Here is a 22,660-nt window from a genome sequence, read left to right on the forward strand (position 1 = left end):
GTTATCTCTCCTCCAGAAGCCTGGCCAGCAAAAGCATTCCGGCGTCACCGGCGCTGAGCATCAAGGCGCCAACCAAGGCGATCATGCGATCGCCGCGCATCACGGCCACCACCATGGCCAGCATCGCCACTTTGGTGCCGATGCTTCCAAACGCCGCCAGGCGGTCCCACACACTGCCGTTGCGGCAGAGAAGCGCGATCGGAATCAACAGGGCGATCACCATGCCCCAGAGCAACAAGGTCATTGCGGTGTTCTCCCGCCAGTCGGCGTCTGCCCCCGGCATGGTGCAGGGCGTAAGCGGTGAATCCTGTAGCGATGGTGCGATCCCTTCTCGGCATCCTCAACGCGCACCAGGTCGAGCACCAGGGTGAAGGGTGTGAGCGTGATCGCCAGCAGTTCCAGAAACACCACCAGCGGTGTGGCGGTACCACTGGCGCGATGCTCGGTTTCATCGCAGTGTTCGCGCCCACCGGCAACGATCAACGCCACTGCTTCGCCGTAGGCCTGGGGAATGGCCACCAGGCTCTGGCCGATTGCCTTGAGCAGCGGTGCCACCCGTCCGCCGTGGTGGTGCGCTCGTGGCAGAAGAATCGCCACCAGCAGGCCAAACAGCAGGTTGGTTCTGTTGGTTTCCCCTGTGAGCAACACCCACAGCAGCAACCGGAACCCCAGGCTGAACACCACGGTCATCCCCATCCCTCCATGACATGAAGGCTCAGGAGCATTCCGGCTCCAACCACAGCCAGGCTGCCGATCAGATCCTGGAGTGATTCCAGATCCGGCCAGCGACGTTCCAGTGCAGGCCGCCACCGCTGCAGACCCCGGTCCAACAGCAGGCCGAGGGCGAAGATCAGTCCGGTCACGGCGAGCTTCTCAGCGTCGTGGCTGGGAGCAACGGCGAGGCTGATCAGAGCCGATGCACTGATCAGCACCACCACGAGCAGGGTGATGCTGCCCCCTGACGGTGACAGGACAGCGTGGCTGCCTTTGTTGCTCCCGTTGGGGGCACACCACGGAGCACCCCAGAGCCTGGCGTACACCGCCACACTTCCGATGGACGCCAAGAGCACGGCCGCGGCCCAGAACGGTGGCAACGCAGACTCCAGCTCCGATTTGGCGATGGACCCTATCAACCAGGGGAAGCCGGCGATGGAGAGGGATCCGATCCAGAGGGGAACCTGCAATCTGGCCGGCAGGGGACGCTGACGCCAGCTGTTGAGGTCGGTGGAGTCGACGCCTCCGCTCATCAGAAACAACAGGGCTTTGCCGAGTCCATGCGCGAAGGCCATCAGTCCTCCGGCCATCGGTGAGAGGGCCACAAGCCCCATCTGGGACAGCGTGCTCCAGGCCAGCAGTCGGCGCAGGTCGGTTTCGGTGAGCGCCCGCAACAGGCCGAGCACCGCACTGGCGATGCCGATCCAGCGAACGAGGGGAGTCAGTCCTGGGTCGATCTGCATCAGTCGCAACAGAGGCAGAACCCCGGCGGTGACCACAACCCCTGAATGCAATGCGGCCACTTCCGGTCTGGCGGCTGCATGACTGCGAGGCAGCCAGAGCCCTGGCAGGAACAGTCCGCCCTTGCTGAAGAGGCCGAGAAGAATCAGCACCTGGGCGCTGCCCAATTCCAGGCCTGCCAAAGCCTCCATGCTGAAGCTGCCAGTGCGCACATACACCAGTCCGGTGCCGATCAGATACAGGGTCATGGCCGTGCTCGCGACCAGCAGATACCGGAGCGCGATCCAGAACGAACGCGGTGCCTCCCGGCGCAGTTGCAGCAGGAACGCTGCAATGCCCACCACTTCCAGGGCGACATAAAGACTGATGAGGTCTGTCACCACGAAGCAGGTGTTCAGTCCTCCGAGCATCACGGCAGGCACCAGGGGGCCACTGGCACCCTCGAGGTTGCGGCTGGCCAGTCGGGTGGCGCCCAGCACCACGCCATTGAGCAGCAGAAACCAGGCCGCTGTGGCATCGATGCTCAAACTGATGCCGTTGCTGCCGATCAGGTTGAGGCTGATGCTCTCGCCAAGCAGCAGAGAGGGCAGGGCCATCAGCACCGTGGCCAGACAGCAGAGCAGCAGGGGCCATTCTCCCAGCTCTGGTACGAGAGCACCGAAAAAGGCCAGCAGATAAGGCGCCAGCAGCCAGCCCACCACCACCGCTGGGGTGAGCAAGGACACCAGAATCGCCTCAGGGGTCATCAGCACGGGTCCTCACTGTCAAAGGTGCGCACGTCCAGCAGTGGGTCGCGCACGGAGAGGCGGCTGATCACCACCAGCAGCAGGGCTTGGCTGGAGAGCCCGATCACGATGGCTGTGAGAATCACGGCCTGGGGAATCGGGTCTGCGACAGCGGCCAGGGCCTGATCGGTCTCGCCGTTGGAGAGAATTGGACTGCGCAGACCCGTGCGGGCCGCGAAAAGAACAAACAACGACACCACCGATCCGCCCATCACATCCATGGCCAGAACCTTCAGGTAGAGGTTGCGGCGGAGCAGCAGTCCGAGAAATCCACTCAGCAGGCTGAGCAGGATCAGCAGCTCCAGGAGGCGGATGGTGGCCACTTAATGATTAACCGCTAACGGCTCGGGGTACTGGGGGCTGCGACCCCTTGCAGGGATTGCAAATCGATCCCTCACCACCGCGAGCGGGTCACTGAAGTGATCCCAGGGATCGATGTCGCGAATCAGGTCGGTGTTCACATGACTTCCGTGCTCGAGGCCTGCAAAGACCCTGTCGGGATCCAGTTGTTTCCATTCCCCCGGGATGAACGGAGAGACGCCGATGCCGAGTTCAAACTCAGCCATCACAAACATGATCACATCGAAGGGATCGAGGCGCTCAAAACCGGCCTGGAAGCCCACCACACCGCCTTCCTCGGCGGCCGTCGTTCCATACCCTCCGAGCACATGGCAGCAGTCATGGCGAAACACCGGTGGTGGAGGTCCTCCCGTTGCTCCAGGGAATGCGAAGTCGTTGCGCTCGATGAAGTCGGCATAGGCTTTGCCGAAGCTTCCGGGTGGATAGCCGCGGAGGGTTTTGAAGCGCTCGAGCATGCTGCGGTCCTCATGGCCGCTGAGAACCTTGAGGGTTGATGCAAACGCGGGAAGCCCACCATCACGCACCGTGGCTTCAATGGCCTGCCGCAAAAAACCACGTCGGACGATGTCAAAGCGAACGATCATCTGGCGATCCAGCATCACGTTCCTGTAGGTCTTCACCGGTCGGGCATCGACCCCGAACGCCTCGGCAGCAGCATCCAGCAGGGAGAGGATCTCGGAGTCAGGCTCACCATCGAACATGGCGACGAGCGTCATCCCCCGCAGGATCCGTTCTTTCCATTCAGGATCGGGATCACAGGCACTGACCGCCTGCGCCATGGCCGCGGGCGTGAGGCTTTGGCGCTGTTGTAGATCGCAGTCCACCTGAAGAAGGTGGTCGCGGATGGCGCAGATCCCAGCCAAAGCACGTTGAGACGGCTCACCCCGCAGGCGCGCCACTGTCATCAGACATGACAATCCGCTCTCCGCCAGACAACGCCGAAGCTCGCTGCTGAGGGGACGTCCGGGATGAATGACCATGGCGATCACCGGCGCTCATCCACCAGTGATAGCCATGGGGTGAGAAACAGCCTCAGATGCTGTAGCGGTAGCCGCGATACCGCAGCTCAGTGGTTTTGCGTTCAGCCTTTTCGGGCTGATTGGCATCCAGTGATTCAGCGTCGCGCTGATCTTTTGCCATCAGCTGTTGGGCCTTTCTAAGGGCCTCAGCTTTGACAAGGCGAGATTTCGTCAGTTGAAGAGTGTTCATCGCTGAACTCCACAGTGTTCACACCCCCGTTGCTTGGTGTGAAACGAACTGCAGCCCGAAGGCTCAACGTGTCTTGACTTTAATCGGATCGGCATGGAATTGTCACGCGGTGGCTGGTTTGTATTCCCTACTCCTGTCGGTTGCCGTGGCTTCAGGGGCAATGCTGATCGAACGCCCCTTCTGTGATGGGGTGAAAAAGGCTGGCCAGTATTTCACCGGCTCCAATGTGTTCTGTTTATCCACCGCTCTTGTGAACACCGAGGCTCGGGCTGTGGAAACCCTTGCCCATGAAATGGTTCACCTAGCCCAGGATTGTGCCGGGGGTGGATTGCAGACCGACGCCTATGCCCTGCTTCTTTCAGAGCAGCCACCCAGCGTGGCCGCGGCTGAAGAAGAGGCCTATCAGCTAGAACGCGATCCCCGGCATGTGGTGGAGCTGGTGCGCCTGCACTGCTACTGATCACGATCCAGCGTTTTTGATCAACAGATGACCCGTCCCCGCGATCGCCCCAGCAAGATCTGTCCTGTGTGCGGGCGCCCTTTCCAGTGGCGGCGCAAGTGGAAGGATGTGTGGGACGACGTGAAGTACTGCTCGGAGCGCTGCAGACGGCATAAAAAATCCTCCGCCATGACGTCGGAGGATTCTTCGCCGGCTTCGTGAAACCCATCACCCGGCCGTCGAATGAACGCTAGAGAGAAGTGTCTCCAGTGCCAATCTTGCAGTTATCAGTAGGCCTGGCGTGAGGATTTGCGCAAGCCCCAGATCTGGTGTGGACAAGGGGGTCAATGAATAAATTTGCAGTTGCTCTGGCGCTTGGTTTCTTGAATGCCCCATATGTGGTGTTCGGTGCACCTCAATGAAAGAACGCTGCCCAGTCGCAACAAAAAAACCCCGCCGAAAGGCAGGGTTTAGGGCCGGCAACACAAAGACGTCTGACCTTGTTTCGACTCTTTGGGGTTGCCGGTTCCTCACACAAATGCACTCTCCCGCCTGAACTGTCACTGTGCCAGTTGTCGAGGGCCGGTTGCTGGTCTGTCCTTGCTCGCAGGGCCTGGGTGAAGAGATGTGAAGTGCCGGTTCTCTGCTCTTGTGCCGATTCTGCAGGTGGCGGTTGAATGGGCTTGCGGGGTTCGGAAGATTGCAGATGTCAACCAACATTTCACAGCTTTTTGTGCAAGCGATCGCTCACGTTGACTGGGTGGGATCTCTTGCTGTTGTGCTGTTGATGGTGGCGATCACCATGGTTGGCTATCGCATCAATCATCCGATTCTCTGAAACGACTGAGCGAGGGCGATTGGCTTCAAGGGTGGCGTGATGTTTGAGATCCTCTGTGTGCTGATGCTTCCGCTGATGTTGATTGTTTACTACGCGATCCAGCGCTTGGTTGTGCATCACAGCGGAATGGAAACCCAGCTTTTGATTCATGATCTGGTGATTGAAGCGATGAACAAACACGACAACGACTTCAATGATTAATTGGCTGGGTGGAGATCCCCACCTCTCGGACTGTTTGGTGTGAAGCGCGAGGGGCTACAACAACGATTAGTTGCAGTGAATGAGATGACAGTGACCTCCTCCCATGGCTTCACATTGGAATCGGTGGATGTGGCCCATGGATCCGTGATCACCGTGTTTGCCCGGGGCCGCCTCAGTCATCAGGACTATCAGGAGTTCATCCCCCAGCTCGAGGCCGCCATCGCCGAACAGACAGGTGATCGCTTGCGGCTCGTTTTCGATGCCCGTGAACTGGTGGGATGGGAACCGCAGGCCGCTGTGGATGATCTTCGTCTCGGACTCCGCCACGGGCGCCATGTGGAGCGTGTGGCGCTGATCACAGAAGCGCGATGGCTGACGTTGCTGAGCTCAGTGGTCGGTCTGCTGATGCCAGGCGAGTTGCGTCATTTCGAGGATCGGGCATCGGCGGATGCCTGGATCCGTGCGTAGGTTTCGCCCCCTTAAATTCAAGAACAATCTTCAGTCGCCCTTGCCGAGTCGCGTTCTGCGTAGCGCCCTGATGCGTTGCACCATCGTGTCTTCTCTGGTCGGTTGTTGCCTGCTGGCAGCCTGTGCAACGCCTCGTGAGCCGCAACGATCTCTGAAGGACCCGGATCAGCGTCCCAGGGTTCTGGCCACCTTCACTGTGCTGGCTGATCTGGCCAGAAACGTGGCGGGTGATCGCTTGAAAGTGGAATCCATCACCAAGCCCGGTGCAGAGATCCATGGCTACGAGTTCACGCCCAGTGATATCGAACGGGCGTCTGGCGCTGATCTGATTGTGGAGAACGGCTTGGGGCTTGAGCTCTGGGCGCGCCGCTTCACGGCCGCGGCTGGCGATGTTCCCTCAGTCACGCTCACGGAAGGGATTCAGCCGCTCTTGATCGAGGACGATGCCTATGCCGGCCGTCCCAATCCCCATGCCTGGATGTCGCCGCAGCGCACCGAGCACTACGTGGATCAACTCGTGAAAGTCTTTTCCTCCCTTGATCCAGACGGTGCGCCGACCTACCGGGCCAATGGCGAGGCGTACAAGCTCAAACTCCAAAAGCTTGATGGCGAACTGCGGCAAGCCCTGCAATCACTTCCGAAGCAACAGCGCCTGCTGGTGACCTGTGAGGGGGCCTTGAGTTACCTGGCACGCGATTACGGGCTGGAGGAGGCCTATCTGTGGCCGGTGAATGCTGAAAGTCAGATCACGCCGCGTCGCATGGCCCGGCTGATTGAACGGGTCAAGCGTGACCAGGTTCCGGCGGTGTTCTGTGAAACCACGGTGAGTGATCGGGCCCAACGGGAGGTGGCCCGTGCCGCTGGCAGTCGCTTTGGCGGCAGTTTTTACGTGGATTCCTTATCGGATCGCAACGGTCCTGCCTCCTCCCTCCTCGATCTGCAGCGCCACAATGTGAAACTCATCCGAGAAGGACTGGGGACATCCGTCGATCCAACGCCATGACGATGCGCATCGCTGCTGAGCAGCTCTGTGTGGATTACAACGGCACGGTGGCGCTGTACGACGCCTCGCTGAAGCTTCCCTCTGGATGCATCTGCGGACTAGTGGGCATGAATGGTGCCGGTAAGTCCACGCTGTTCAAGGCCCTCACCGGGTTCATTCGTCCATCGCGGGGACGGATCCGGATCAACGGCTGCAGCATCGCTGAGGCTCAGCGCCAGCAGTCCGTGGCCTACGTGCCCCAGAGCGAAGAAGTCGACTGCCAATTCCCAGTATCGGTTTGGGATGTGGTGATGATGGGCCGCTATGGATCGATGAACGCCCTGCGCATCCCCCGCAGTTCCGATCGGGTGGCCGTTCGCGATGCTCTCGAACGGGTGGATCTTCTGGAGCTTAGTCGACGCCCGATCGGCACGCTCTCCGGTGGCCAGCGCAAACGTGCCTTCATCGCCCGTGCCATCGCGCAGCGTGCTGATGTGCTGCTTCTCGACGAACCGTTCAACGGCGTGGATGTGCGCACCGAGAAATTGATGGCCGACCTCTTTCTGCAGTTCCGCCGGGAGGGATGCACGATTCTGATTTCCACCCACGATCTCACCCACGTGCGGGATTTCTGTGATCTCGTGGTGCTCATCAACAAAACCGTGTTGGCCTATGGCGAAACATCGGAAGTGTTCACACCCGAAAATCTGTCCCTGACTTTCGGCGGCGTGCCCCCAGATCTGCTCACAGGGAACAGCTCTCCCTGAGACTGGGTCGATGGATCTTCTCCTGGAACCCCTCAGCCACGCCTTCATGCTCAAGGCGCTGTTGATCAGCGCCCTGGTGGGAGGGGTTTGCGGTCTGCTCTCCTGCTACATGACCCTCAAGGGCTGGGCTCTGATGGGCGATGCCGTCTCCCATGCGGTGCTGCCGGGAGTGGTGCTCGCTTATGCGCTGGGGCTTCCCTTCTCTCTCGGTGCCTTCGTGTTCGGCGTGGGGTCGGTGGCCACCATCGGCTTCGTGAAGCAGAAGTCGCGGATCAAGGAAGACACAGTGATCGGATTGGTGTTCACGGGCTTCTTCGCCCTGGGGCTGGTGCTGGTGTCGAAGACGCGCAGCAACATCGACCTCACCCACATCCTCTTCGGCAATGTGCTGGGGATCTCCTCCGCCGACATCCTCCAAACCGTGCTGATCTCCAGCGTGGTGATCGTGTTGCTGCTGCTCTTCCGCAGGGATCTGCTGCTTTTCTGTTTTGATCCCACCCATGCCCGTTCGATCGGGATCAACACGGGTGCCCTGCACTACCTGCTTCTCTCGGTGCTGTCGTTGGCGGCGGTGGCCGGACTGCAGACGGTGGGCATCATTCTTGTGGTGGCCATGCTTGTCACCCCCGGAGCCACGGCCTATCTGCTCACGGATCGCTTTGATCGCATGACCTGGCTGGCGATCGGCAGCAGTGTGCTGTCGAGTCTGTTGGGGGTTTATGTGAGCTACTGGACCGACAGCTCCACGGCGGGATGCATCGTTCTTGTGCAAACCGGTCTTTTCCTGTTGGCCTTCCTTCTGGCACCGCGTCATGGCGTGTTGCGCCGTGGAAACCCTCAGGCCTGAGGCGGTTCTGAAGGGTCGTGGTCATGGCGGTGGTGGAGGTCGCTCACGTGTGGATGGGTGTGCTGCATCGCTTCATGCGCGTGTTCATGGGCATGCCACAGCGGCGCTCCACCGGGATGTTGATGCTGGTGATGGGGATCGGGATCCTCCGCACTGTGTTGATGGCGGTGGTTGTGATGCATCGCCGCGTGGTGATGCCGGTGGCTGTGGTGATCACCGATCAGCAGGACCACGCCAGCGGCCATCAGTGCCGCTGCGAGGACCAGGGCGCTGCTCACGGCACTGCCCAGCACCGCCACGGCAAACACGGCTCCAACAAAGGGCGCTGTGGCAAACAGCACGGCTTCCCGTGCCGCCCCAAGCTGCCGCAGCGCGATCAGATCCAGCCAGATCGAGATGCCGTAGCCCAGGGCTCCAATCACCAGCAACGTCAGGCTGCTCCGCATCGGAGGGAAGGCTTGCTGGAACAGGGCTGACATCACCAGCAATGGCAGGGAGGCTCCCAAGGCTTTGATGCAGGCGATCTGCAGGGGATCACGCAGGCTGAGGGCCTGGCTGAGATTGTTGTCCACCCCCCAGGCCAGGCAGGCCAGGGCGATCAACCCCACCCCGCCAAGCGATCCGCCATCCAGGTGGCCTCCGCTCAGGATCAAGGCTCCGCCCAGGGTGAGTGCGGCTGCGCCGACTCCGCGCCGACCCAGGTGCTCGCGGCCGATCAGCACGGCAACGATCAATGTGAACAACGCTTCCAGATTCAGCATCAGCGACCCTGTGGCGGGGGAGAGCCGTTCCAGCCCCAGCACCAGACAGAGGGGGCCGACCACTCCCCCCAGGAGCGTGAGCAGGGCCAGGCTCGGCCAGTCGGAAGCCTGAACCGGTGTTTCTTCCGCTGCGTTCTCTGTGCTCCCTGTTGCCTTTGCGCGGGAACGCAGGTGGTGCAGGGGCAGCAGAACGGCACTGGCACCGAGGTAAAGCAGGGCGGTGACGGCCAGGGGGCCACCCTCAGAGGCCAGCTCCGCGATCAATGGAGCACTGCAGCCGAACAACACGGCGGCTAGGAGACCGGTCCAGTAGCGACGCATGTCCGTTGGGTGACGTCAACACCATGCCAAGAGTTGCGCAATCAGGGAGTGGTGGATTTGGGGAATTGCGGGCGTTGTGGAGAAAACGTGGACCTTCGTGCGCGAGATGAATGGCACGCTGCGGATCGTTCTCCACCACTCTTCGGCACCGTTCGATGCGCGCTGATTGGTGACAGGGATCCTCGTTCCTGTCGTTCCTGATGGAGAATGGGGGCCTTCAACCTTTCATTGCAGCCGATGCAATTCAAGTCCACCCGTTTCAGGCTCAAAAGTGCAATGGCGCTCCTGGGCTTGCTCACCCTGGTGGGTGTTGCATCGGCTCGTGCCCATCACGTGCCCGGTGATGATCACAGCGGCATGGTGTTGTCGGGTCAACCACAAGACCCCGATCAGAGTGCAGGCGGCAAGAAAGCCATGTTTGATACCCGGGAGGAAGCCGAGGCCGCTGCCCCCGGTTTTGGATGCAAGGGTGCCCATGCCATGGGCAGCAAGTGGATGCCCTGCGAGAGTCATGGTCACGGCATGGGTGGCTGACCCAGGCGTGTCATTGCATGACGATCATCTGATCGCGTCGTGAATCCTTCCCAGAGGCTCTGAACAATCAGTTCAGTCGTCTGCCCCGTCATGCGCTTCGTTGCTTCGTTCGTTCTGGCTTTGTTGATTGGCTTGGTTGCGCCTCTTGCCGCCGATGCCACCGATACCGTGCGTGGCGGTCAGATCTTCACAACCAACTGCGCCGCTTGCCATGCAGGCGGCGGCAACATCATCAAGGCGGAGCGCACCCTGCAGGAAGCTGATCTCAAGGCCCACCTTCCCAATTATCTCGGCGCCCATGAATCAGCGATCGTGGCCCAGGTCACCTACGGCCGCAACGCCATGCCCGCTTTCGTGGATGTGCTCAGTGAGTCGGAAATCGCCGACGTTGCTGCCTACGTGGAAGAGCAATCGTCTCAAGGTTGGAGCTGACACCAGGAGCTGGGAATGACACGTGCCTCCACGGCCTGGGCCATCTTCCAAGGTCTGCTGATTGAGGCCCTTCCCTTCCTTCTCCTGGGAGTGGCGATTGCCGGGATCGCCCGGTGGCTCGTTCCCCAGTCGGCCTGGGTGCGCCGGCTTCCGCGCCATCCCGTTCTCGCACCGATTGTGGGGGCTCTCCTCGGCTTCGCTCTGCCGGCCTGCGAATGCGGCAATGTGCCTGTGGCCAGGCGGCTCCTGGCCAGCGGAGCGCCCCTGGGAACGGGATTTGGATTTCTTTTCGCAGCGCCAGTGCTCAATCCGATCGTGCTGGCCAGCACCTGGGCTGCGTTTCCCGATAAAACCTGGCTGCTCTGGGCCCGGCCTCTGGGTGCGTTCCTGATCGCCCTGGCCCTCAGCATGCTGCTGGGAATGCTGGCTGAATCCCAACTCCTGGAGCCGGCTCTGCTGGAGGAGAGGCGCCTCACCCAACCGCTGTCGCGGGTGGGATTGCTCGAGCGTGGCAGTGGTCTGGTGGGGGGCAGCGCAGCGATGCCTGAGGCGTCAACAGCTGCCGAGCGGCTGGGAGCCGGAGCCTTGCTCGGCCACAGCACCCGGGAATTTCTCAGTCTTCTCACCCTGCTTGTGCTGGGTAGTGCCTTGGCCGCGGTGGTTCAAACCTGGTTGCCCCGCAGCTGGCTACTGGCCCTTGGCAGTGCCCCCACCCTGTCGGTGATCGCCCTGATGCTGCTCGCCCTGGTGCTGTCGGTGTGCTCCAGTGTGGATGCTTTCCTCGCCCTGGGATTTGCCGCCCAGGTCACCCCTGGAGCCCTGCTGGCGTTTCTGCTTCTCGGTCCTGTCGTTGACCTCAAACTGGCTGGACTGTTCACTGTGCTGCTCACGCCCAGAGCGATTGCCATCACTGCAGTGGCGGCGTCATTGCTGGTGTTGCTGATCGGTCAGTGGGTCAATTTTCTTCAGCTCTGAGTTGGTTGCCGTTTGATGTCTCTCCTGCAACGCCTGCGCCGGTCTCCCTGGATGACGCCTCTGGCCTTGGGGCTCTGGGGCTGGCTGTTGCTCTGGAGCAGTGCCTCCGGACGTTTGGATCTGCTTCTCAATGCGGCCTTTCACCCTGTGGTGACGGCAGCCGGGGCTGTTCTGCTGCTGCTGGCGCTGATCCAGATGGGCAGGGCCCGAACCCGCCCGGTTGGTCCAGTTCCACTGGGCGTGCTGCTGTCACTGGGCGTGGCCCTGCTGATGCTGGCGGTCCCCCCGGCCCCCTCCTTCAGTGATCTGGCAGCTAACCGCCAGGACAGCCTTCCTGAAGCGCCCCAGCTCAGTTTTTTCCTGCCCCCCGAGCAACGCACCCTGACGGAATGGGTGCGCTTGCTGCGCAGTCAGCCTGATCCGGATCTGCATGCTGGAGATCCACTGCGCATCAGTGGCTTCGTGTTGGCGCGGCCTGGGGAACCTCCCCAGCTGGCCCGTCTCACCGTGCGTTGCTGCCTTGCGGACGCCACGCCCGCCGGCCTGCCTGTGGACTGGCCTGAGGGAACGGATCCAAAGCCGGATCAATGGCTAGAGATCGAGGGAACAATGACGGTTCAGGACCGCAACGGCGTGCCGACGAATGTGGTGAAACCCACCAGCATCAAGTCGATTCCCCGGCCGGCACGCCCCCTGGAGCCATGACAGGCCGATTCGCTCAATCCAAAGGGCGCTGGCTCGCGGCCAGCCTGACGCTGCTGGCCGGAGTGGCGCTGCTGCAGCAACAGCTGCTGGCGCGGAGGCCGCCCCGTTTGCTGGCGGTGGCGGTGCAACCGCTCCGCTCCGGTGCCGCCGCTCTGGATGTGACCTTCAGCCGCCCGATGGATCGCGCCACGGTGGCCGAGAGTCCTCTTGTACCCGAGTCTCCCCATCGCTGGCTCGGCCGGCAGACCCGGATGCGGCTGCTTCTGAAGTCTGGCGACCCTGTGTCAGGGCCTCTGCGGCTCGATCTGCGTGGCCGGGATCTGCGCCGTCTGCCGATGAAGCCGCAATCGTTGTGGTGGGATCCCCGGCCGTTTCTGCTGGCCGTGGCACCCGGGGACGACGGTGAGCGGCTGCTGATGCGTGAACGTGATGGTCGCTGGCGTGCCCTGATGCCTGCGCAGCAGCGCATCCTCCAGGTGGAGCCCCTGGGTGATGGCAGTGGTGTGGCAGTGGTGGGCGATGACGCCGAGACCACCCAGCAGGTGCTGTTCCGCAGGATCGATCAGCGCTCTCTCAGTGCCGTGCCATCAGGGCTGGGCGACCCTGACCTGGGCCAGCTGCAGACCCTGGAATCAGGTTCATTGCTGTTCGCGCATCTCAGCGCCAATCAGCGCGGTGATCTCTTGATTCAGCTCGGGGGATTTGAACCCGGGAGCGACCGGATCTGGATCCTTGAGCAAGGCTCCGATCGTCGTCGCCTTGCGCTTGAGGCCAGTGGCGCCTTGCGCTTGCTCCCCGATGGCACGGGCCTGGTGCTTCCTTCCTTCGATGGACTTGCGCTGTTGCCTCTGGAGTCCAAGCAAGGAGCTACCCCTTTGCAGACGCTGCCCGGCAGCCGTGAGGTGAAAGCGTTCTGTTCCGGGTCTGGCCGTGCCGTATTGGTCAGGCACTGGCCTGATTACCGCCGTTCGGTTGAGCTGGTGATTCCCGGGCGTCCGCCACGGCAGGTGTGGATTGGCGAAGCCGGTGTGATGGCTGCCGCCTGCGATAACGGTGGCGAGCGGTTGTGGCTCGTGCTTCGCGAGGCGGGACAGCAGGCCCGAGACCGGATTCTGCTGCTTGATGCCGAAGGCAGCATCCTTCTGAATCGATCCCTCGACAACTGGCGCCTCAGCTCCGGAGCTGAACTCGACTTTGATCCGGTGAGCGACCAGTTGCTCACGGTGCTGCGCCGCCCCGGGGACGATGATGCCGGGCGGGTGGCCCTGATCAGCGGACGCACGTTGGATCTGACCGTTCTGGACCAGCCTGGGGTGCTGGCCCGTTGGCTCCCTGCAGGTGGGGCCTGGACTGGCAGATCCTGAAGGCCTCGATAGGTTGAATGGGAATCGTTCTCATGATGGATGGGGAGCGCTCCCCTGGTTGCCGAGTCGTTGTCGGCTGCTTTTGACAATCGCGTCGTTCTGCAAGATGTGTCTTTGACACTCCAACCAGGCACGCTCACGGCCCTGGTGGGTGCGAATGGCGCCGGGAAATCCACCCTCCTGCATCTGTTGCAGGGGCAGCTCTCCCCCACGGGCGGTCAGGTGCTCTGCGATGGCGTTCCTGTGCAGATGTGCCGCGATCAAGTGGTGCTCATGCCCCAGCGGGGACGGATTGACTGGTCGTTTCCGATCACGGTGCGGGAGTTCGTGGATCTTGGATCGGTGCGATCCAGGTCCTATGGCTGTTGTGACAGAGATGCGGCACTGCAACGGGTCGGTCTCACAGCCCTGGCCGGTCGTCGCCTGGATGCCCTGTCCGGAGGTCAGCAGCAGAGAGCTCTGCTGGCGCGAGCGCTTGTGCAGCCATCCCGGGTGCTGCTGCTCGATGAACCCTGTGCCGCCATTGATCCCCCCTCGCGAGCGCAGTTGCTCCAGCTGATGCGGCAACTGGCTGATGCAGGCCAGACCTTGCTGGTGAGCAGTCACGACTGGGGCTCGGCTCTCGATCAGTACGACCGGGTGATCGTGCTCGATGGACGTGTGCTGGCCGACGGATCGCCTGATCAGATTCGGCACCGGCTCGGCGATCAACTCGATCCGGGAGCCCACTGCCATGACTGAGATCGATCTCTGGCTTGTTCCCCTGTTGATGGCCCTGCTCGTCGGCGTTCTCTGTCCGGTGACCGGCACCCTGCTGGTGACGCAGAGGCGGGTGTTGCAGGCGAATCTCATCTCCCATGCCGTTCTGCCTGGCGTTGCAGTGGCCGTGGCGTTCGGCTTGGATCCTGCGATCGGTGGAGTGCTGAGCGGTCTACTGGGATCCCTTCTGGCGGAACGGTTGCAGCGGGGTCAGTCGGCTGGCCAGGAAGCGGTGATCAACACCGTGCTGGCTGGATTTCTCGGGCTGGGCGTGCTGCTGATTCCTCTCCTCAATCTGCGCCTGGATCTGGAGGGCTTGCTGTTCGGCGATCTACTGATCGTGGACTGGTCGGATCTGACCCGGGTGCTGGTGGCGGCCGCGGCCATGGGGTTGCTGTTGCTAACGCGCTACCGCCAGCTCGTGTTTCTTGGCGTGGATCCTGAAGGTGCGCAAGCCTCTGGTTTGCCGGTGCGCAGTTTGCAATTGATGCAGGCTCTGGTGACCTCGATGGTGATTGTCAGTGCGATGGCAGCGGTCGGGGTGATCCTGGTGATTGGCCTTCTCTGTGCACCTGTGCTGCCCGGCTTGCGTCGGGTGGGCAGTCTGAGAGCGGCCATGGTGCAGTCCGCCTGCATGGGACTGGCCGTCAGTGCCATTGGTTTTTTGCTGGCGGTGCCTCTGAACCTGCCTCCCGGTCCCCTGATCGGGGTGGTGTGCATGGCGCTTTTGTGCCTGCCTCGGCTGAAGTTCGCCATGTGAAGCGCATGTGGACAGAAGAATGAGAATGATTATCATTTTTGTAGAACTCACTCGGTCTTCTTGTTCGTCCCTCTTCTCCCGTCTGCCTCAGGGGTCCTGGTCGCTGCTGCTGCTTCGGTGCCCACCGTGGTGGCTGCGGATGGAGTGCTCTGTGACATCACCAAAACGTTGGTGGCTGATCAGGCCAAGGTGGTCTGTCTGATTCCTGCTGGCGCGGATCCCCACACCCTGGCGTTGCGTCCTGCCGATCGCACCAATCTCAGTAAGGCCAATCTGGTGCTTCTCAACGGCTACAACCTCACGCCAGCGCTCAATGGCGTCAAGGCAGGTGGCCCTGTGCTGTCGATCGGTGAGATCGCTGTACCGAAGAATCCGGTGAAGGATCCGCACCTGTGGCACGACGCGTCGAATACGGCGGCCATGGTCAACACCACAGCATCAAGGTTGAAGCCGTTGTTTCAAGGGCAGCAGGACAGCGCCATCAATCGCAGGCGGGCCGCGATGGACTCTGTGTTGAAAGCCTTGGGAACCTGGACTGGAGCTCAGATCCGTACGGTTCCTGAAGCGCAGCGCGTTCTGGTAACCGGCCATCGCGGCTTTTCGTTTCTGGCCAAGCGCTACGGAATCCGTGAACTTCCGGTGATTGACGAGTACGCCACTGGTGGTCGGATGCGTCCTTCCAGCCTGCGTGCCATCAGCAAAGCCATCAAGGCTTCTGGCACCAAGGTGATCTTTCCCGACGCGCTACCTCCTGCGAAGACGATGCGCCGGATCAGTCGCTCCAGCGGTGTGCCATTGGCCAAGCAACCGTTGTTCGGTGAAGGTCAGGCACCTGGGAAAAGTTTGATTCAGACAGCCACCGGCAATGTGTGCAATTTCGTTGTGTCTCAAGGAGGGACGTGCGATCAGAAGGCGGCTGATCAGTTGCAGAAGCGCTGGGCTGCGATCAATTGATCGAGTTCATCTTTGATCCCTTTCATCACTTTCTCTTTAAGTCCTCTTTTTCCATTTCTCGATTTCCCCAATGGCTCGTTTTCGCTCCGTTGCACTCAACACCATCTCAACCCTTGCTCTGTTGATGGCTGGCGATGCTTCCGTTCGCGGTGCACAGGCCCATGGTGGTCATGGAGGAGGTGGTGAAGAACTGCCTGCTGGTGAATTCCGCACCACTCCGATCATCACGATTGAAGGTCATGGAGGATTTGAGAACAATCTGGATGGCCGCCCTCAGCACTACGCGATTGATGGCCAATTCGGGGTTGTTCTGGAATGGGGACTTCCCAATAACGGCAGCTTCGCGATCGAAGCCTCCATGGGCCCATCGTTGGTGTGGGGTGAAGCTGAACACTTCTACGGCCGTGTTCACGTTGAACAGGGCCACGATGATCATGGGGATGAGGATCATCACGATGATGACCATGGCGACCATGCAGAGGGTCACCATGACGAGGATCATCACGATGATGACCATGGCGACCATGCTGAGGGTCACCATGATGAGGATCATCACGATGATGACCATGGCGACCACGCAGAGGGTCACCATGACGAGGATCATCACGATGATGATCATTCCGATCATGCCCACCATGGGCATGCCCATGGTTCAGGTGCGCCATTCCGTCGGACGGATATCAAGGGATATCTGGAGGCCCGCTATCAACCGAACGAGCGTCTTGCGTTCTCTGTGGCTTGGATGCCCTACTACGTCACTGGAGATGAGGGTGAGGATTTTGGTACTGGCCTGAAAAATGAAGTGGGTGCTCAGGTGATTTATGCCTTTGGCGATGGCGATGTGAATTTCGCTCTTGGTGATGGTCTGGAAGATATGGTTGACGGAATCTTTGTTTCCGTTGAAAACCGTACGGGATGGGAAAGCGACGGCACCTTTATCGGTAATTACACCGACCCCTGGCTCGGCTTCGGCTTCAATGTCGACCTCCTCAACATCACTCTGTCTGGCGGTCCACGTTTCTACACTCCAGGCAGTTACTCAGGCCTGTCTCAGCGGACGGACTGGGGCGGTGAGATCGAACTGGAATACCCAGTTGCTGAGAATGTGGTGTTGTTTGCCCATTGGGAACCTGTCTACAGCACCGAAGGTGGGAATGGCTGGGGAGTGGGATTCCAGCACCACGTGGGCACTGGACTGACGCTTAGCTTCTGATCCTGTTTCATTCCAATGAGAGGGTGCTGTCTCATGCCAACACCCTCTTTTTTTGTGCATTAAACAGGCTCTTTGCTTAGAAACTGAACGTGGTTTTGACTAAACCTCCAAGCTGGTTGAATGTTGTATCGGATGGGGTTTCCTGTCCAAATGGACGGCTTAAGTAGAACAAGGCTGGGGTGACGCTGATGTTGTCGGTCACCTGGAATTGATACCACCACTCCCAGATGTAATTCCCATCTCTGGGTGTGTCACCACTTTCAAGTTCAGTGGCAAACATTGGCTGGCCAACGGCCATTCCTGCATTGTTTCCTTTCAGAACAACGTCATTCCATTCCAGAGCAACCGTCCATGATTGGCTGGCCGTTACCAGCGTGGATTGATCCACGCTCCTGAGAACAGTCGAGTCGTAGCTCGTTGCGTTGTAGCCCCACCCGGCACTGATGGATGGAATCCAGCCACTGGTTTCCGGTTGCCAGTAACCACTGAGGCCAAAGGCTGATGTGGTTCCGGGGTTGTCGTAGCTGTCGAGCACAAATTGTGTGCCAAAGGCCATCAACCCATTTGGTTCACCATTCTGATTGGTGTTCTGCACGGATGTGTAAATCGCTGCTAGACCCCATTGCTCCTGCTGGTAGCCGATCTGCAGGGTTCCTGTGCTGCCAGCTCCGGCTGTGCCAACGCCACCTTTGGATGGGGTGGAGATGTTGGCAGACGCCGCAACGTAATTAGCCGTAGCGCTGAAGCCGTTGGCGCTCCAGGTCACACCCGCGCCGGCACCAAGATTTTTGTTGTAGGCCCCGGGTGCGCCGTTGAGGGTTGTGACATCAAGAATGGCATCGGAGGGATACGCACTGGGCCAGATTCCAAGCATGTCTTCCTGGCCCACCAATCCGCCGAACGTCAACACAATGTTGTCGCCAACTGGGAATGAATAGTACAAACGATCGAGCCCAATGATATTGGGCTCATCACCTTCTTGAAAGGCTGTTTCTAATGTGGATAGAGGAAGGAACGAACCTCCGAAGACGTTCTTGCCGCCATCAAAATTGCCAACGCGCAGGATCGTAATCAGATTGTCTTTTCCCGTGAAACTTGTGTTGAGCGTTAATTGTGTGTCGTAGTTAAACGATGTCGCTCCGAACTCACGGTTGGCCCGCTTCTGGTTGGCCACCGGTTGATCGCCTGTTGCATTCGCATCACCTCCGAAGACATTGGCTCCAACCACAAAGGTGGTGAGTCCTTCAAGTTTGGTGGTGGTGGTGAACTGGGTGGCCTCCAGTTCGCCCACGCGGGCTTCCAGACCGTCCACGCGGCCCTTGAGGATGGCGAGTTCCTTCTCGAACTCCTTCATCAGACGCTTGAGCTCGTCGGTCACTTCGGTGACGCGGTCGAGACAGGCGTTCAGCAGGGCAGCCGCTTCAAAGCGGGTCATGGCCCGATTGCCGCGGTAGGTGCCGTTGGGATAGCCAGCGACGCAGCCGTAGCGCTCGATCAGGTTGCTCAGTGCCTGGTAGGCCCAGTCGGTGGGAACCACATCAGAGAACTGAGTGATGCTGGTGACCTGCTCACGGCTGTTGGCTGATGCACTGGCGGCGTAGTCGGACACACCGTTGATGTTCAGTTCAGTGGCCTGAACACTCCAGCAGGAGCCAAGCAAAGCAACGCTCAGTGCATTGCAGGATGCGAACCAATTTTTTTTCATAACAAAAGGGCCGACATCAACAATGTCGGCCGGAAAGAGATCAGTACTTCAAACGTCCGCGCGCTGAATCGTGATTCAGTCGATCAAGGCAACCCAGGCAAAAGCCAGGCCGATGCCCATCCAGATGCCAGCGCTGAGACGGCGGCCTTGCTCCCCAAGCTTGGCGACAACGCCCTTGGAGCAGGCTGTGACCAGCAGCAGCAAGGCGCCCTGACCGATCAGCAGGCCGAGGAAATAAGTGGCCAGAGGTGTGGGCTCGGCTCCCACGATGGTGCTGCCCAGCAGGAATCCATGAAGACCGATCAGTGGCAGAAGCCACTGCGCCGGCAACAGGGTGAGCGCGATCAGCCCTTCGGCTACCAGGGACAGGGACACCAGAGCTTCGGCCCACGGTGCGATGGCATCGGAAAGGGGAATGAACTGCGAGAGGGCGCTTCCGCCGAGACCCACAGCCAGGAGTGGAATCACCCAGGCCATCGGGCGCCGCAAGCCGATGAAGGCAATGGCCAGGAGGAACAGGAGATGGTCAGGGCCAAGAAGCGGATGGCCGATTCCGCTCAGCAGTCCTTGCCAGGCCGTTAAGCCAGTGCTGTCACCCATGCCGAAGGGGTGGTGGGCACTGGCGGGTGCTGCCAGTGATGCAGCCAGGAGCAGGGGGGCTGCCGCCAGGGCTGCCTTCCGTGCAGTGGCTCCATGGGTGGAAAAAGTCAAGGTCGATCCTCGTCGAGACATGGCCTGGCGGGCGTTCTGACTGACTTCGCGCGTGGCGAAGTTTCACAGCTGCGGGACAGCGACGGATTTGCACCGTTCTTTCCCCGTTTCCATCAGCGGCTGTTCCCCGCTGAAACCAGCACACCAACTTACCTGCTATCTCAGATTCGAACTTTGCCGACCTCCGCTCGCAAAGGTGCCCGTCCCGTTCCCACAAGGATGGGTTGGCGGGTGTAGATCTCAACCCTGATCCCATGGCGGGCCACGCTGATCAAGGCCCGGCTCACAGCCAGTGCGATCAAAACCGAGGCGCCAGGCCAGCGCCAGGCCACGAGCAGGTTGATCAAATCCGCCATAGTCCCATTCACATCTTGTTTTCACTTAGCAAGGGCATGGCCGGATCAAGGGGTGACAGCTGAGCGCCAAGCGGGCACCATGGGTCACTCACGCTGAAACGCATGCGTCGCATCGCTCTGGCTCTTGTGGGTGTTCTCGCCGTACCGCTCGCTGCGGAGGCCGGGCTGATGGACATTCTCGAGAGCATGAAGCCTGCGCCGCCTTTGCGCAAGGAACCTCAATTGCCGCCGCTGCCTCCCACGCCTGGGCGAGGCAAAAACTGGGTCGGCGATCGCATGCCCAAGAAGGACATGCCGATTCTGGTGCTCGCCGGCCATGCGGATTCCCAGCGGATGTATGGGTCAGGGACGCCTGGCCGTGCCGTTGATATCGGTGGTGCAGCGCCAATGCAAGCCGGCATGACCGATGAGCTCTACTGGAACCTGCGCACAGCGAAGGCTGTTGTGGCGGAGGGTCAACGCCAAGGGCTGGAGATCACCTTCTACGACCCGGGCGTGCGCACGATTCGCAATGGCGAGGATCCCCGTACCAACTGGAGTGTTGGCGCTGAACATGCTGCCAAGGGCGGCTATGTGGTGGAGATCCATTACGACGCCTATGCGCCCCATGGCATCGGCGCTGGAATCATTCCCGCTGTGGCCTTTGGGTTCTCGGTGATGGATGAAGCGCTGGCCAAGGAATTCGGCGCTTACCCCTACGACTATCGCGGCATGTTGGGCGCTCCTCGCAAGGGAGTCTCGATGCTCGAGATCGGCATGCTGGAGGGGGCGCTGGAGGCCGGTCTGCGTGATCCCTCTCAGAGGGAGGCCACGCTCAATCAAATCGCCAAGAGAGTGGTGACAGCTCTTCAGGAAGGACTCGAACAGGGACAGCCGCTCGACATGGTGTGCCGGATGCGGGGAAGGGTTGCTGCGGATTGCAGCTGAGCCGTTGCCACCTCTGCGGTTGCCGCAGGTCATGATTGAGCTTCATGAACCTGATCCTGCTCAACAGCAACGACCACTGGATTGACGCTCAGCGCGTCCGCCTCAGCGATCGCCGTGCTGAGCACATCCGCAAGGTTCTGCGCTCCCAGCAAGGGGACACCCTGCGGCTTGGAATGCTGGGTGGCCAGCAGGGCACTGGACGCATCGAGGCCATCGATGCCCAGGCCGTGCTGATCACTGTGCAGCTGGTGGATCCGCCACCAGCGCGCCATCGTTTCGACCTGGTGCTCGCCTTGCCTCGCCCCAAGATGCTGCGGCGGATCCTGCGCGCCGTGGCTGAGTTCGGTGTGGGATCTCTCCATCTGGTTCAGACGGCTCGGGTGGACAAGAGCTACTGGCAGAGCCCACTGCTTGCCGATGCCAAGGTGGATGAGGCCTTGCGCATGGGAATGGAGCGCTCCAGCGACACAATCATTCCCCAGGTGCACCGCCACCGGCTGTTCCGCCCTTTTGTTGAGGACCGGTTGCCTGAGATCTGCCAGGGCCGGCCTTGCTGGATTGCTCACCAGGACGCCGACGTTCGCTTGTCGGCTGTTGCGGTGCAGCCCGCCGTGGTGATGATCGGGCCAGAGGGTGGTTTTGTGCCCTTCGAGCTGACGCTGGCCGAGCAAATGGGTGCGCAAAGAGTTCACCTCGGCGGTCGAATTCTGAGTGTGGACACTGCATTAACAACTGTTCTGGCGCAGGCGTTGTGACTGCGGGGATCGGGATCATGCCCAGTGGATTTCGGCGTTGATCAAAGGAACGATGCTGCGTTTCACAGGGCACTGTTCGGCGACCCGTTGCAGCAGTGCATGCTGGTCGTGATCGAGTTGCTCTGGGAGCTGAAGGGTGACGCGCAGGGTGTCGATGCGTCTTGGCCCGTCGTTGCTCATCACTTTGTCCACACTGGCGCTTGCTCCCTCAAGCGACCAGCCCCGGCTGCGGGCGGTGATTCCCATGATTGTGAGCATGCAGGTGCCCAACGAAGTGGCCAGGAGATCAGTGGGGGAGAACGCTTCTCCCTTGCCTTCGTTATCCAGGGGCGCGTCGGTGCTCAGCCTGGCTCCAGATCCCGAATGAGTGGCCTCGCAATGGAGATCACCGGTGTAGGTGCAGGTGATGTTGGTCATGTTGTGAGGGATTCGACTGCAACGACTACCAAACCCAGGGAATTAATCGGGTTGTGCGCTGACGATAGGCCGCGAAATCGGGATATTTTGCGCCCATCGACGTCTCTTTCTCACCAATGCGTTGGAGGTAGAGAGCTGCGATCGACAGGGGGACAAGAAAGGCCCAGGCCGAACCTGCAACTACAGCGAAACTGAGATAGCGCATCAGATCTCCGCTGTAGTTCACGTGGCGGATCTTGCTCCAGATTCCATCACTCACCAGATCGCGGCCCAATGTTTTCGCCGTCATTTTCTGGACGTCGGCAGACGTGTTGATCAAGCTGCCGAAGTAAAACAGTGGGATCGCCGTTGCTGTGGCAGCAATGGTGAGTGGATTTGGGTTGAAAAAAGCAAGAAAGGCCGGAAGTGAATAAAACACACCGATGATCAAGATGGCGCTGATCAGTCCTATAGGGCCAACCTTTTCCTGGAATAAAAACGTTCTTCGTTCCGGATAGATCCGTTGCTCAACGAGCCACCACACGCAGTAGCTGATGTGCATGCAGGCATAAAGAATCTGTCGCTGGTCTGAAATGCCCACGATCGCAATCAAGCCAATCACAATCGCGATGGTGATCATCTTGGCAATGTTGATTGCCGTGAGCTGGCTGACCATAACGA

30 protein-coding genes and 1 riboswitch are annotated in these 22,660 nt (G+C 60.4%); of the genes, 19 read left to right on the plus strand and 11 right to left on the minus strand.

Going from position 1 to position 22,660, the window contains the following annotated elements; translation table 11 throughout:
- Nucleotide 1: 1 nt before the first annotated feature.
- The 5 genes from SynBMKMC1_RS05560 to SynBMKMC1_RS05580 are packed head-to-tail and all read right to left on the minus strand — an operon-like array spanning nt 2 to nt 3,580.
- Nucleotides 2–283 (minus strand): hypothetical protein, encoded by a 282-nt coding sequence (locus SynBMKMC1_RS05560; protein ID WP_370593944.1) that lies wholly within the window; start codon nt 281–283, stop codon nt 2–4.
- Nucleotides 241–690: a Na+/H+ antiporter subunit E gene (locus SynBMKMC1_RS05565; RefSeq protein WP_186473005.1), complete on the minus strand. Its 450-nt coding sequence runs from the start codon at nt 688–690 to the stop codon at nt 241–243. Before SynBMKMC1_RS05565 ends, SynBMKMC1_RS05560 begins: the two co-directional genes overlap by 43 nt.
- Nucleotides 687–2,201: a proton-conducting transporter membrane subunit gene (locus tag SynBMKMC1_RS05570; protein ID WP_186473006.1), complete on the minus strand. Its 1,515-nt coding sequence runs from the start codon at nt 2,199–2,201 to the stop codon at nt 687–689. The genes SynBMKMC1_RS05565 and SynBMKMC1_RS05570 overlap by 4 nt, the downstream gene beginning before the upstream one ends.
- Nucleotides 2,201–2,563, minus strand: coding sequence for a cation:proton antiporter subunit C (locus SynBMKMC1_RS05575; protein WP_186473007.1), 363 nt, complete (start codon nt 2,561–2,563; stop codon nt 2,201–2,203). The genes SynBMKMC1_RS05570 and SynBMKMC1_RS05575 overlap by 1 nt, the downstream gene beginning before the upstream one ends.
- The gene (locus SynBMKMC1_RS05580) at nt 2,564–3,580 is read right to left on the minus strand and encodes a TerB family tellurite resistance protein (RefSeq protein WP_186473008.1); all 1,017 of its coding nucleotides are present in this window, start codon (nt 3,578–3,580) and stop codon (nt 2,564–2,566) included. It abuts the gene before it with no gap.
- Nucleotides 3,581–3,918: 338 nt separating this feature from the next.
- On the opposite strand from SynBMKMC1_RS05580, the gene SynBMKMC1_RS05585 reads away from it, so the two are divergent.
- From SynBMKMC1_RS05585 to SynBMKMC1_RS05615, 8 genes are all read left to right on the plus strand, one after another.
- Nucleotides 3,919–4,269 carry a hypothetical protein gene (locus SynBMKMC1_RS05585; RefSeq protein ID WP_222930386.1) on the plus strand — a complete coding sequence of 117 codons (351 nt, stop codon included), beginning with the start codon at nt 3,919–3,921 and terminating at the stop codon, nt 4,267–4,269.
- A 27-nt stretch (nt 4,270–4,296) separates the two neighbouring features.
- Nucleotides 4,297–4,470: a DUF2256 domain-containing protein gene (locus tag SynBMKMC1_RS05590; RefSeq protein ID WP_186473010.1), complete on the plus strand. Its 174-nt coding sequence runs from the start codon at nt 4,297–4,299 to the stop codon at nt 4,468–4,470.
- Between the two features lie 484 nt (nt 4,471–4,954).
- The gene (locus SynBMKMC1_RS14660) at nt 4,955–5,086 is read left to right on the plus strand and encodes a hypothetical protein (RefSeq protein WP_255486337.1); all 132 of its coding nucleotides are present in this window, start codon (nt 4,955–4,957) and stop codon (nt 5,084–5,086) included.
- A 39-nt stretch (nt 5,087–5,125) separates the two neighbouring features.
- Entirely contained in the window at nt 5,126–5,287 is a 162-nt protein-coding gene (locus SynBMKMC1_RS05595) for a hypothetical protein (RefSeq protein WP_186473011.1), read from the plus strand.
- Between the two features lie 84 nt (nt 5,288–5,371).
- Nucleotides 5,372–5,755 carry an STAS/SEC14 domain-containing protein gene (locus SynBMKMC1_RS05600; RefSeq protein WP_011932885.1) on the plus strand — a complete coding sequence of 128 codons (384 nt, stop codon included), beginning with the start codon at nt 5,372–5,374 and terminating at the stop codon, nt 5,753–5,755.
- A gap of 70 nt (nt 5,756–5,825) precedes the next feature.
- Complete coding sequence (locus SynBMKMC1_RS05605; RefSeq protein WP_186473343.1) at nt 5,826–6,758, plus strand: metal ABC transporter substrate-binding protein; 933 nt, start codon at nt 5,826–5,828, stop codon at nt 6,756–6,758.
- A gap of 2 nt (nt 6,759–6,760) precedes the next feature.
- Entirely contained in the window at nt 6,761–7,504 is a 744-nt protein-coding gene (locus SynBMKMC1_RS05610; RefSeq protein ID WP_186473344.1) for a metal ABC transporter ATP-binding protein, read from the plus strand.
- 10 nt (nt 7,505–7,514) lie between these two features.
- The gene (locus SynBMKMC1_RS05615; RefSeq protein WP_186473012.1) at nt 7,515–8,351 is read left to right on the plus strand and encodes a metal ABC transporter permease; all 837 of its coding nucleotides are present in this window, start codon (nt 7,515–7,517) and stop codon (nt 8,349–8,351) included.
- On the opposite strand, the gene SynBMKMC1_RS05620 is transcribed toward SynBMKMC1_RS05615, so the two are convergent.
- A complete protein-coding gene (locus SynBMKMC1_RS05620) occupies nt 8,342–9,433 on the minus strand; it encodes a DMT family transporter (protein ID WP_186473013.1) in 1,092 nt (363 codons plus the stop codon). The genes SynBMKMC1_RS05615 and SynBMKMC1_RS05620 overlap by 10 nt on opposite strands.
- A gap of 237 nt (nt 9,434–9,670) precedes the next feature.
- On the opposite strand from SynBMKMC1_RS05620, the gene SynBMKMC1_RS05625 reads away from it, so the two are divergent.
- The 9 genes from SynBMKMC1_RS05625 to SynBMKMC1_RS05665 all read left to right on the plus strand — a co-directional run bounded on the left by SynBMKMC1_RS05625 (nt 9,671) and on the right by SynBMKMC1_RS05665 (nt 17,129).
- Nucleotides 9,671–9,967: a DUF3721 domain-containing protein gene (locus tag SynBMKMC1_RS05625; RefSeq protein ID WP_255486339.1), complete on the plus strand. Its 297-nt coding sequence runs from the start codon at nt 9,671–9,673 to the stop codon at nt 9,965–9,967.
- Nucleotides 9,968–10,057: 90 nt separating this feature from the next.
- Nucleotides 10,058–10,399 (plus strand): c-type cytochrome, encoded by a 342-nt coding sequence (locus tag SynBMKMC1_RS05630; RefSeq protein ID WP_186473014.1) that lies wholly within the window; start codon nt 10,058–10,060, stop codon nt 10,397–10,399.
- A gap of 15 nt (nt 10,400–10,414) precedes the next feature.
- Entirely contained in the window at nt 10,415–11,374 is a 960-nt protein-coding gene (locus SynBMKMC1_RS05635; RefSeq protein WP_186473015.1) for a permease, read from the plus strand.
- Between the two features lie 15 nt (nt 11,375–11,389).
- Nucleotides 11,390–12,079 (plus strand): TIGR03943 family protein, encoded by a 690-nt coding sequence (locus SynBMKMC1_RS05640; protein ID WP_186473016.1) that lies wholly within the window; start codon nt 11,390–11,392, stop codon nt 12,077–12,079.
- Nucleotides 12,076–13,443, plus strand: coding sequence for a hypothetical protein (locus tag SynBMKMC1_RS05645; protein ID WP_186473017.1), 1,368 nt, complete (start codon nt 12,076–12,078; stop codon nt 13,441–13,443). The genes SynBMKMC1_RS05640 and SynBMKMC1_RS05645 overlap by 4 nt, the downstream gene beginning before the upstream one ends.
- A gap of 39 nt (nt 13,444–13,482) precedes the next feature.
- Complete coding sequence (locus tag SynBMKMC1_RS05650) at nt 13,483–14,184, plus strand: metal ABC transporter ATP-binding protein (protein WP_011932896.1); 702 nt, start codon at nt 13,483–13,485, stop codon at nt 14,182–14,184.
- Nucleotides 14,177–14,962, plus strand: a complete 786-nt coding sequence (locus SynBMKMC1_RS05655; RefSeq protein ID WP_011932897.1) for a metal ABC transporter permease — start codon at nt 14,177–14,179, stop codon at nt 14,960–14,962. Before SynBMKMC1_RS05650 ends, SynBMKMC1_RS05655 begins: the two co-directional genes overlap by 8 nt.
- A 60-nt stretch (nt 14,963–15,022) precedes the next feature.
- Nucleotides 15,023–15,916 (plus strand): metal ABC transporter substrate-binding protein, encoded by an 894-nt coding sequence (locus tag SynBMKMC1_RS05660; protein WP_186473018.1) that lies wholly within the window; start codon nt 15,023–15,025, stop codon nt 15,914–15,916.
- A 124-nt stretch (nt 15,917–16,040) separates the two neighbouring features.
- Complete coding sequence (locus SynBMKMC1_RS05665; protein ID WP_255486373.1) at nt 16,041–17,129, plus strand: hypothetical protein; 1,089 nt, start codon at nt 16,041–16,043, stop codon at nt 17,127–17,129.
- Nucleotides 17,130–17,205: 76 nt separating this feature from the next.
- Here the strand turns inward: SynBMKMC1_RS05665 and SynBMKMC1_RS05670 are convergent, their stop codons facing one another.
- From SynBMKMC1_RS05670 to SynBMKMC1_RS05680, 3 genes are all read right to left on the minus strand, one after another.
- Complete coding sequence (locus SynBMKMC1_RS05670) at nt 17,206–18,834, minus strand: iron uptake porin (protein WP_186473020.1); 1,629 nt, start codon at nt 18,832–18,834, stop codon at nt 17,206–17,208.
- 75 nt (nt 18,835–18,909) lie between these two features.
- A complete protein-coding gene (locus SynBMKMC1_RS05675) occupies nt 18,910–19,566 on the minus strand; it encodes a HupE/UreJ family protein (protein WP_186473021.1) in 657 nt (218 codons plus the stop codon).
- Nucleotides 19,554–19,701, minus strand: a riboswitch (cobalamin riboswitch). (Overlaps the previous gene by 13 nt.)
- A 5-nt stretch (nt 19,702–19,706) precedes the next feature.
- On the minus strand, nt 19,707–19,901 hold the full coding sequence (locus tag SynBMKMC1_RS05680; protein ID WP_011932903.1) for a hypothetical protein: 195 nt from the start codon (nt 19,899–19,901) through the stop codon (nt 19,707–19,709).
- Between the two features lie 102 nt (nt 19,902–20,003).
- On the opposite strand from SynBMKMC1_RS05680, the gene SynBMKMC1_RS05685 reads away from it, so the two are divergent.
- Complete coding sequence (locus tag SynBMKMC1_RS05685; protein ID WP_186473022.1) at nt 20,004–20,828, plus strand: dehydrogenase; 825 nt, start codon at nt 20,004–20,006, stop codon at nt 20,826–20,828.
- Nucleotides 20,829–20,872: 44 nt separating this feature from the next.
- Nucleotides 20,873–21,583 (plus strand): 16S rRNA (uracil(1498)-N(3))-methyltransferase, encoded by a 711-nt coding sequence (locus SynBMKMC1_RS05690; protein ID WP_186473023.1) that lies wholly within the window; start codon nt 20,873–20,875, stop codon nt 21,581–21,583.
- Between the two features lie 15 nt (nt 21,584–21,598).
- On the opposite strand, the gene SynBMKMC1_RS05695 is transcribed toward SynBMKMC1_RS05690, so the two are convergent.
- Nucleotides 21,599–22,000, minus strand: a complete 402-nt coding sequence (locus SynBMKMC1_RS05695; RefSeq protein ID WP_186473024.1) for an OsmC family protein — start codon at nt 21,998–22,000, stop codon at nt 21,599–21,601.
- Nucleotides 22,001–22,025: 25 nt separating this feature from the next.
- A complete protein-coding gene (locus SynBMKMC1_RS05700) occupies nt 22,026–22,655 on the minus strand; it encodes an isoprenylcysteine carboxylmethyltransferase family protein (protein WP_186473025.1) in 630 nt (209 codons plus the stop codon).
- Between the last annotated feature and the right edge of the window lie 5 nt (nt 22,656–22,660).

Source organism: Synechococcus sp. BMK-MC-1 (genome assembly GCF_014279955.1).
GTDB lineage: Bacteria > Cyanobacteriota > Cyanobacteriia > PCC-6307 > Cyanobiaceae > Synechococcus_C.

Bases quoted from the DNA above. Each gene is read 5' to 3' on its own strand.
- SynBMKMC1_RS05630 (WP_186473014.1), top strand. From the start codon at position 10,058: ATGCGCTTCGTTGCTTCGTTCGTTCTGGCTTTGTTGATTGGCTTGGTT.
- SynBMKMC1_RS05685 (WP_186473022.1), top strand. From the start codon at position 20,004: ATGCGTCGCATCGCTCTGGCTCTTGTGGGTGTTCTCGCCGTACCGCTC.
- SynBMKMC1_RS05695 (WP_186473024.1), bottom strand. From the start codon at position 22,000: ATGACCAACATCACCTGCACCTACACCGGTGATCTCCATTGCGAGGCC.
- SynBMKMC1_RS05615 (WP_186473012.1), top strand. From the start codon at position 7,515: ATGGATCTTCTCCTGGAACCCCTCAGCCACGCCTTCATGCTCAAGGCG.
- SynBMKMC1_RS05610 (WP_186473344.1), top strand. From the start codon at position 6,761: ATGCGCATCGCTGCTGAGCAGCTCTGTGTGGATTACAACGGCACGGTG.
- SynBMKMC1_RS05580 (WP_186473008.1), bottom strand. From the start codon at position 3,580: ATGGTCATTCATCCCGGACGTCCCCTCAGCAGCGAGCTTCGGCGTTGT.
- SynBMKMC1_RS05590 (WP_186473010.1), top strand. From the start codon at position 4,297: ATGACCCGTCCCCGCGATCGCCCCAGCAAGATCTGTCCTGTGTGCGGG.
- SynBMKMC1_RS05595 (WP_186473011.1), top strand. From the start codon at position 5,126: ATGTTTGAGATCCTCTGTGTGCTGATGCTTCCGCTGATGTTGATTGTT.
- SynBMKMC1_RS05565 (WP_186473005.1), bottom strand. From the start codon at position 690: ATGACCGTGGTGTTCAGCCTGGGGTTCCGGTTGCTGCTGTGGGTGTTG.
- SynBMKMC1_RS05640 (WP_186473016.1), top strand. From the start codon at position 11,390: ATGTCTCTCCTGCAACGCCTGCGCCGGTCTCCCTGGATGACGCCTCTG.
- SynBMKMC1_RS05655 (WP_011932897.1), top strand. From the start codon at position 14,177: ATGACTGAGATCGATCTCTGGCTTGTTCCCCTGTTGATGGCCCTGCTC.
- SynBMKMC1_RS05625 (WP_255486339.1), top strand. From the start codon at position 9,671: ATGCAATTCAAGTCCACCCGTTTCAGGCTCAAAAGTGCAATGGCGCTC.
- SynBMKMC1_RS05620 (WP_186473013.1), bottom strand. From the start codon at position 9,433: ATGCGTCGCTACTGGACCGGTCTCCTAGCCGCCGTGTTGTTCGGCTGC.
- SynBMKMC1_RS05690 (WP_186473023.1), top strand. From the start codon at position 20,873: ATGAACCTGATCCTGCTCAACAGCAACGACCACTGGATTGACGCTCAG.
- SynBMKMC1_RS05700 (WP_186473025.1), bottom strand. From the start codon at position 22,655: ATGGTCAGCCAGCTCACGGCAATCAACATTGCCAAGATGATCACCATC.
- SynBMKMC1_RS05675 (WP_186473021.1), bottom strand. From the start codon at position 19,566: ATGTCTCGACGAGGATCGACCTTGACTTTTTCCACCCATGGAGCCACT.
- SynBMKMC1_RS05600 (WP_011932885.1), top strand. From the start codon at position 5,372: ATGACAGTGACCTCCTCCCATGGCTTCACATTGGAATCGGTGGATGTG.
- SynBMKMC1_RS05635 (WP_186473015.1), top strand. From the start codon at position 10,415: ATGACACGTGCCTCCACGGCCTGGGCCATCTTCCAAGGTCTGCTGATT.
- SynBMKMC1_RS05650 (WP_011932896.1), top strand. From the start codon at position 13,483: ATGGGGAGCGCTCCCCTGGTTGCCGAGTCGTTGTCGGCTGCTTTTGAC.
- SynBMKMC1_RS05605 (WP_186473343.1), top strand. From the start codon at position 5,826: ATGCGTTGCACCATCGTGTCTTCTCTGGTCGGTTGTTGCCTGCTGGCA.
- SynBMKMC1_RS05670 (WP_186473020.1), bottom strand. From the start codon at position 18,834: ATGAAAAAAAATTGGTTCGCATCCTGCAATGCACTGAGCGTTGCTTTG.
- SynBMKMC1_RS05560 (WP_370593944.1), bottom strand. From the start codon at position 283: ATGCCGGGGGCAGACGCCGACTGGCGGGAGAACACCGCAATGACCTTG.
- SynBMKMC1_RS05645 (WP_186473017.1), top strand. From the start codon at position 12,076: ATGACAGGCCGATTCGCTCAATCCAAAGGGCGCTGGCTCGCGGCCAGC.
- SynBMKMC1_RS05665 (WP_255486373.1), top strand. From the start codon at position 16,041: ATGGCTGGCGATGCTTCCGTTCGCGGTGCACAGGCCCATGGTGGTCAT.
- SynBMKMC1_RS05680 (WP_011932903.1), bottom strand. From the start codon at position 19,901: ATGGCGGATTTGATCAACCTGCTCGTGGCCTGGCGCTGGCCTGGCGCC.
- SynBMKMC1_RS14660 (WP_255486337.1), top strand. From the start codon at position 4,955: ATGTCAACCAACATTTCACAGCTTTTTGTGCAAGCGATCGCTCACGTT.
- SynBMKMC1_RS05570 (WP_186473006.1), bottom strand. From the start codon at position 2,201: ATGACCCCTGAGGCGATTCTGGTGTCCTTGCTCACCCCAGCGGTGGTG.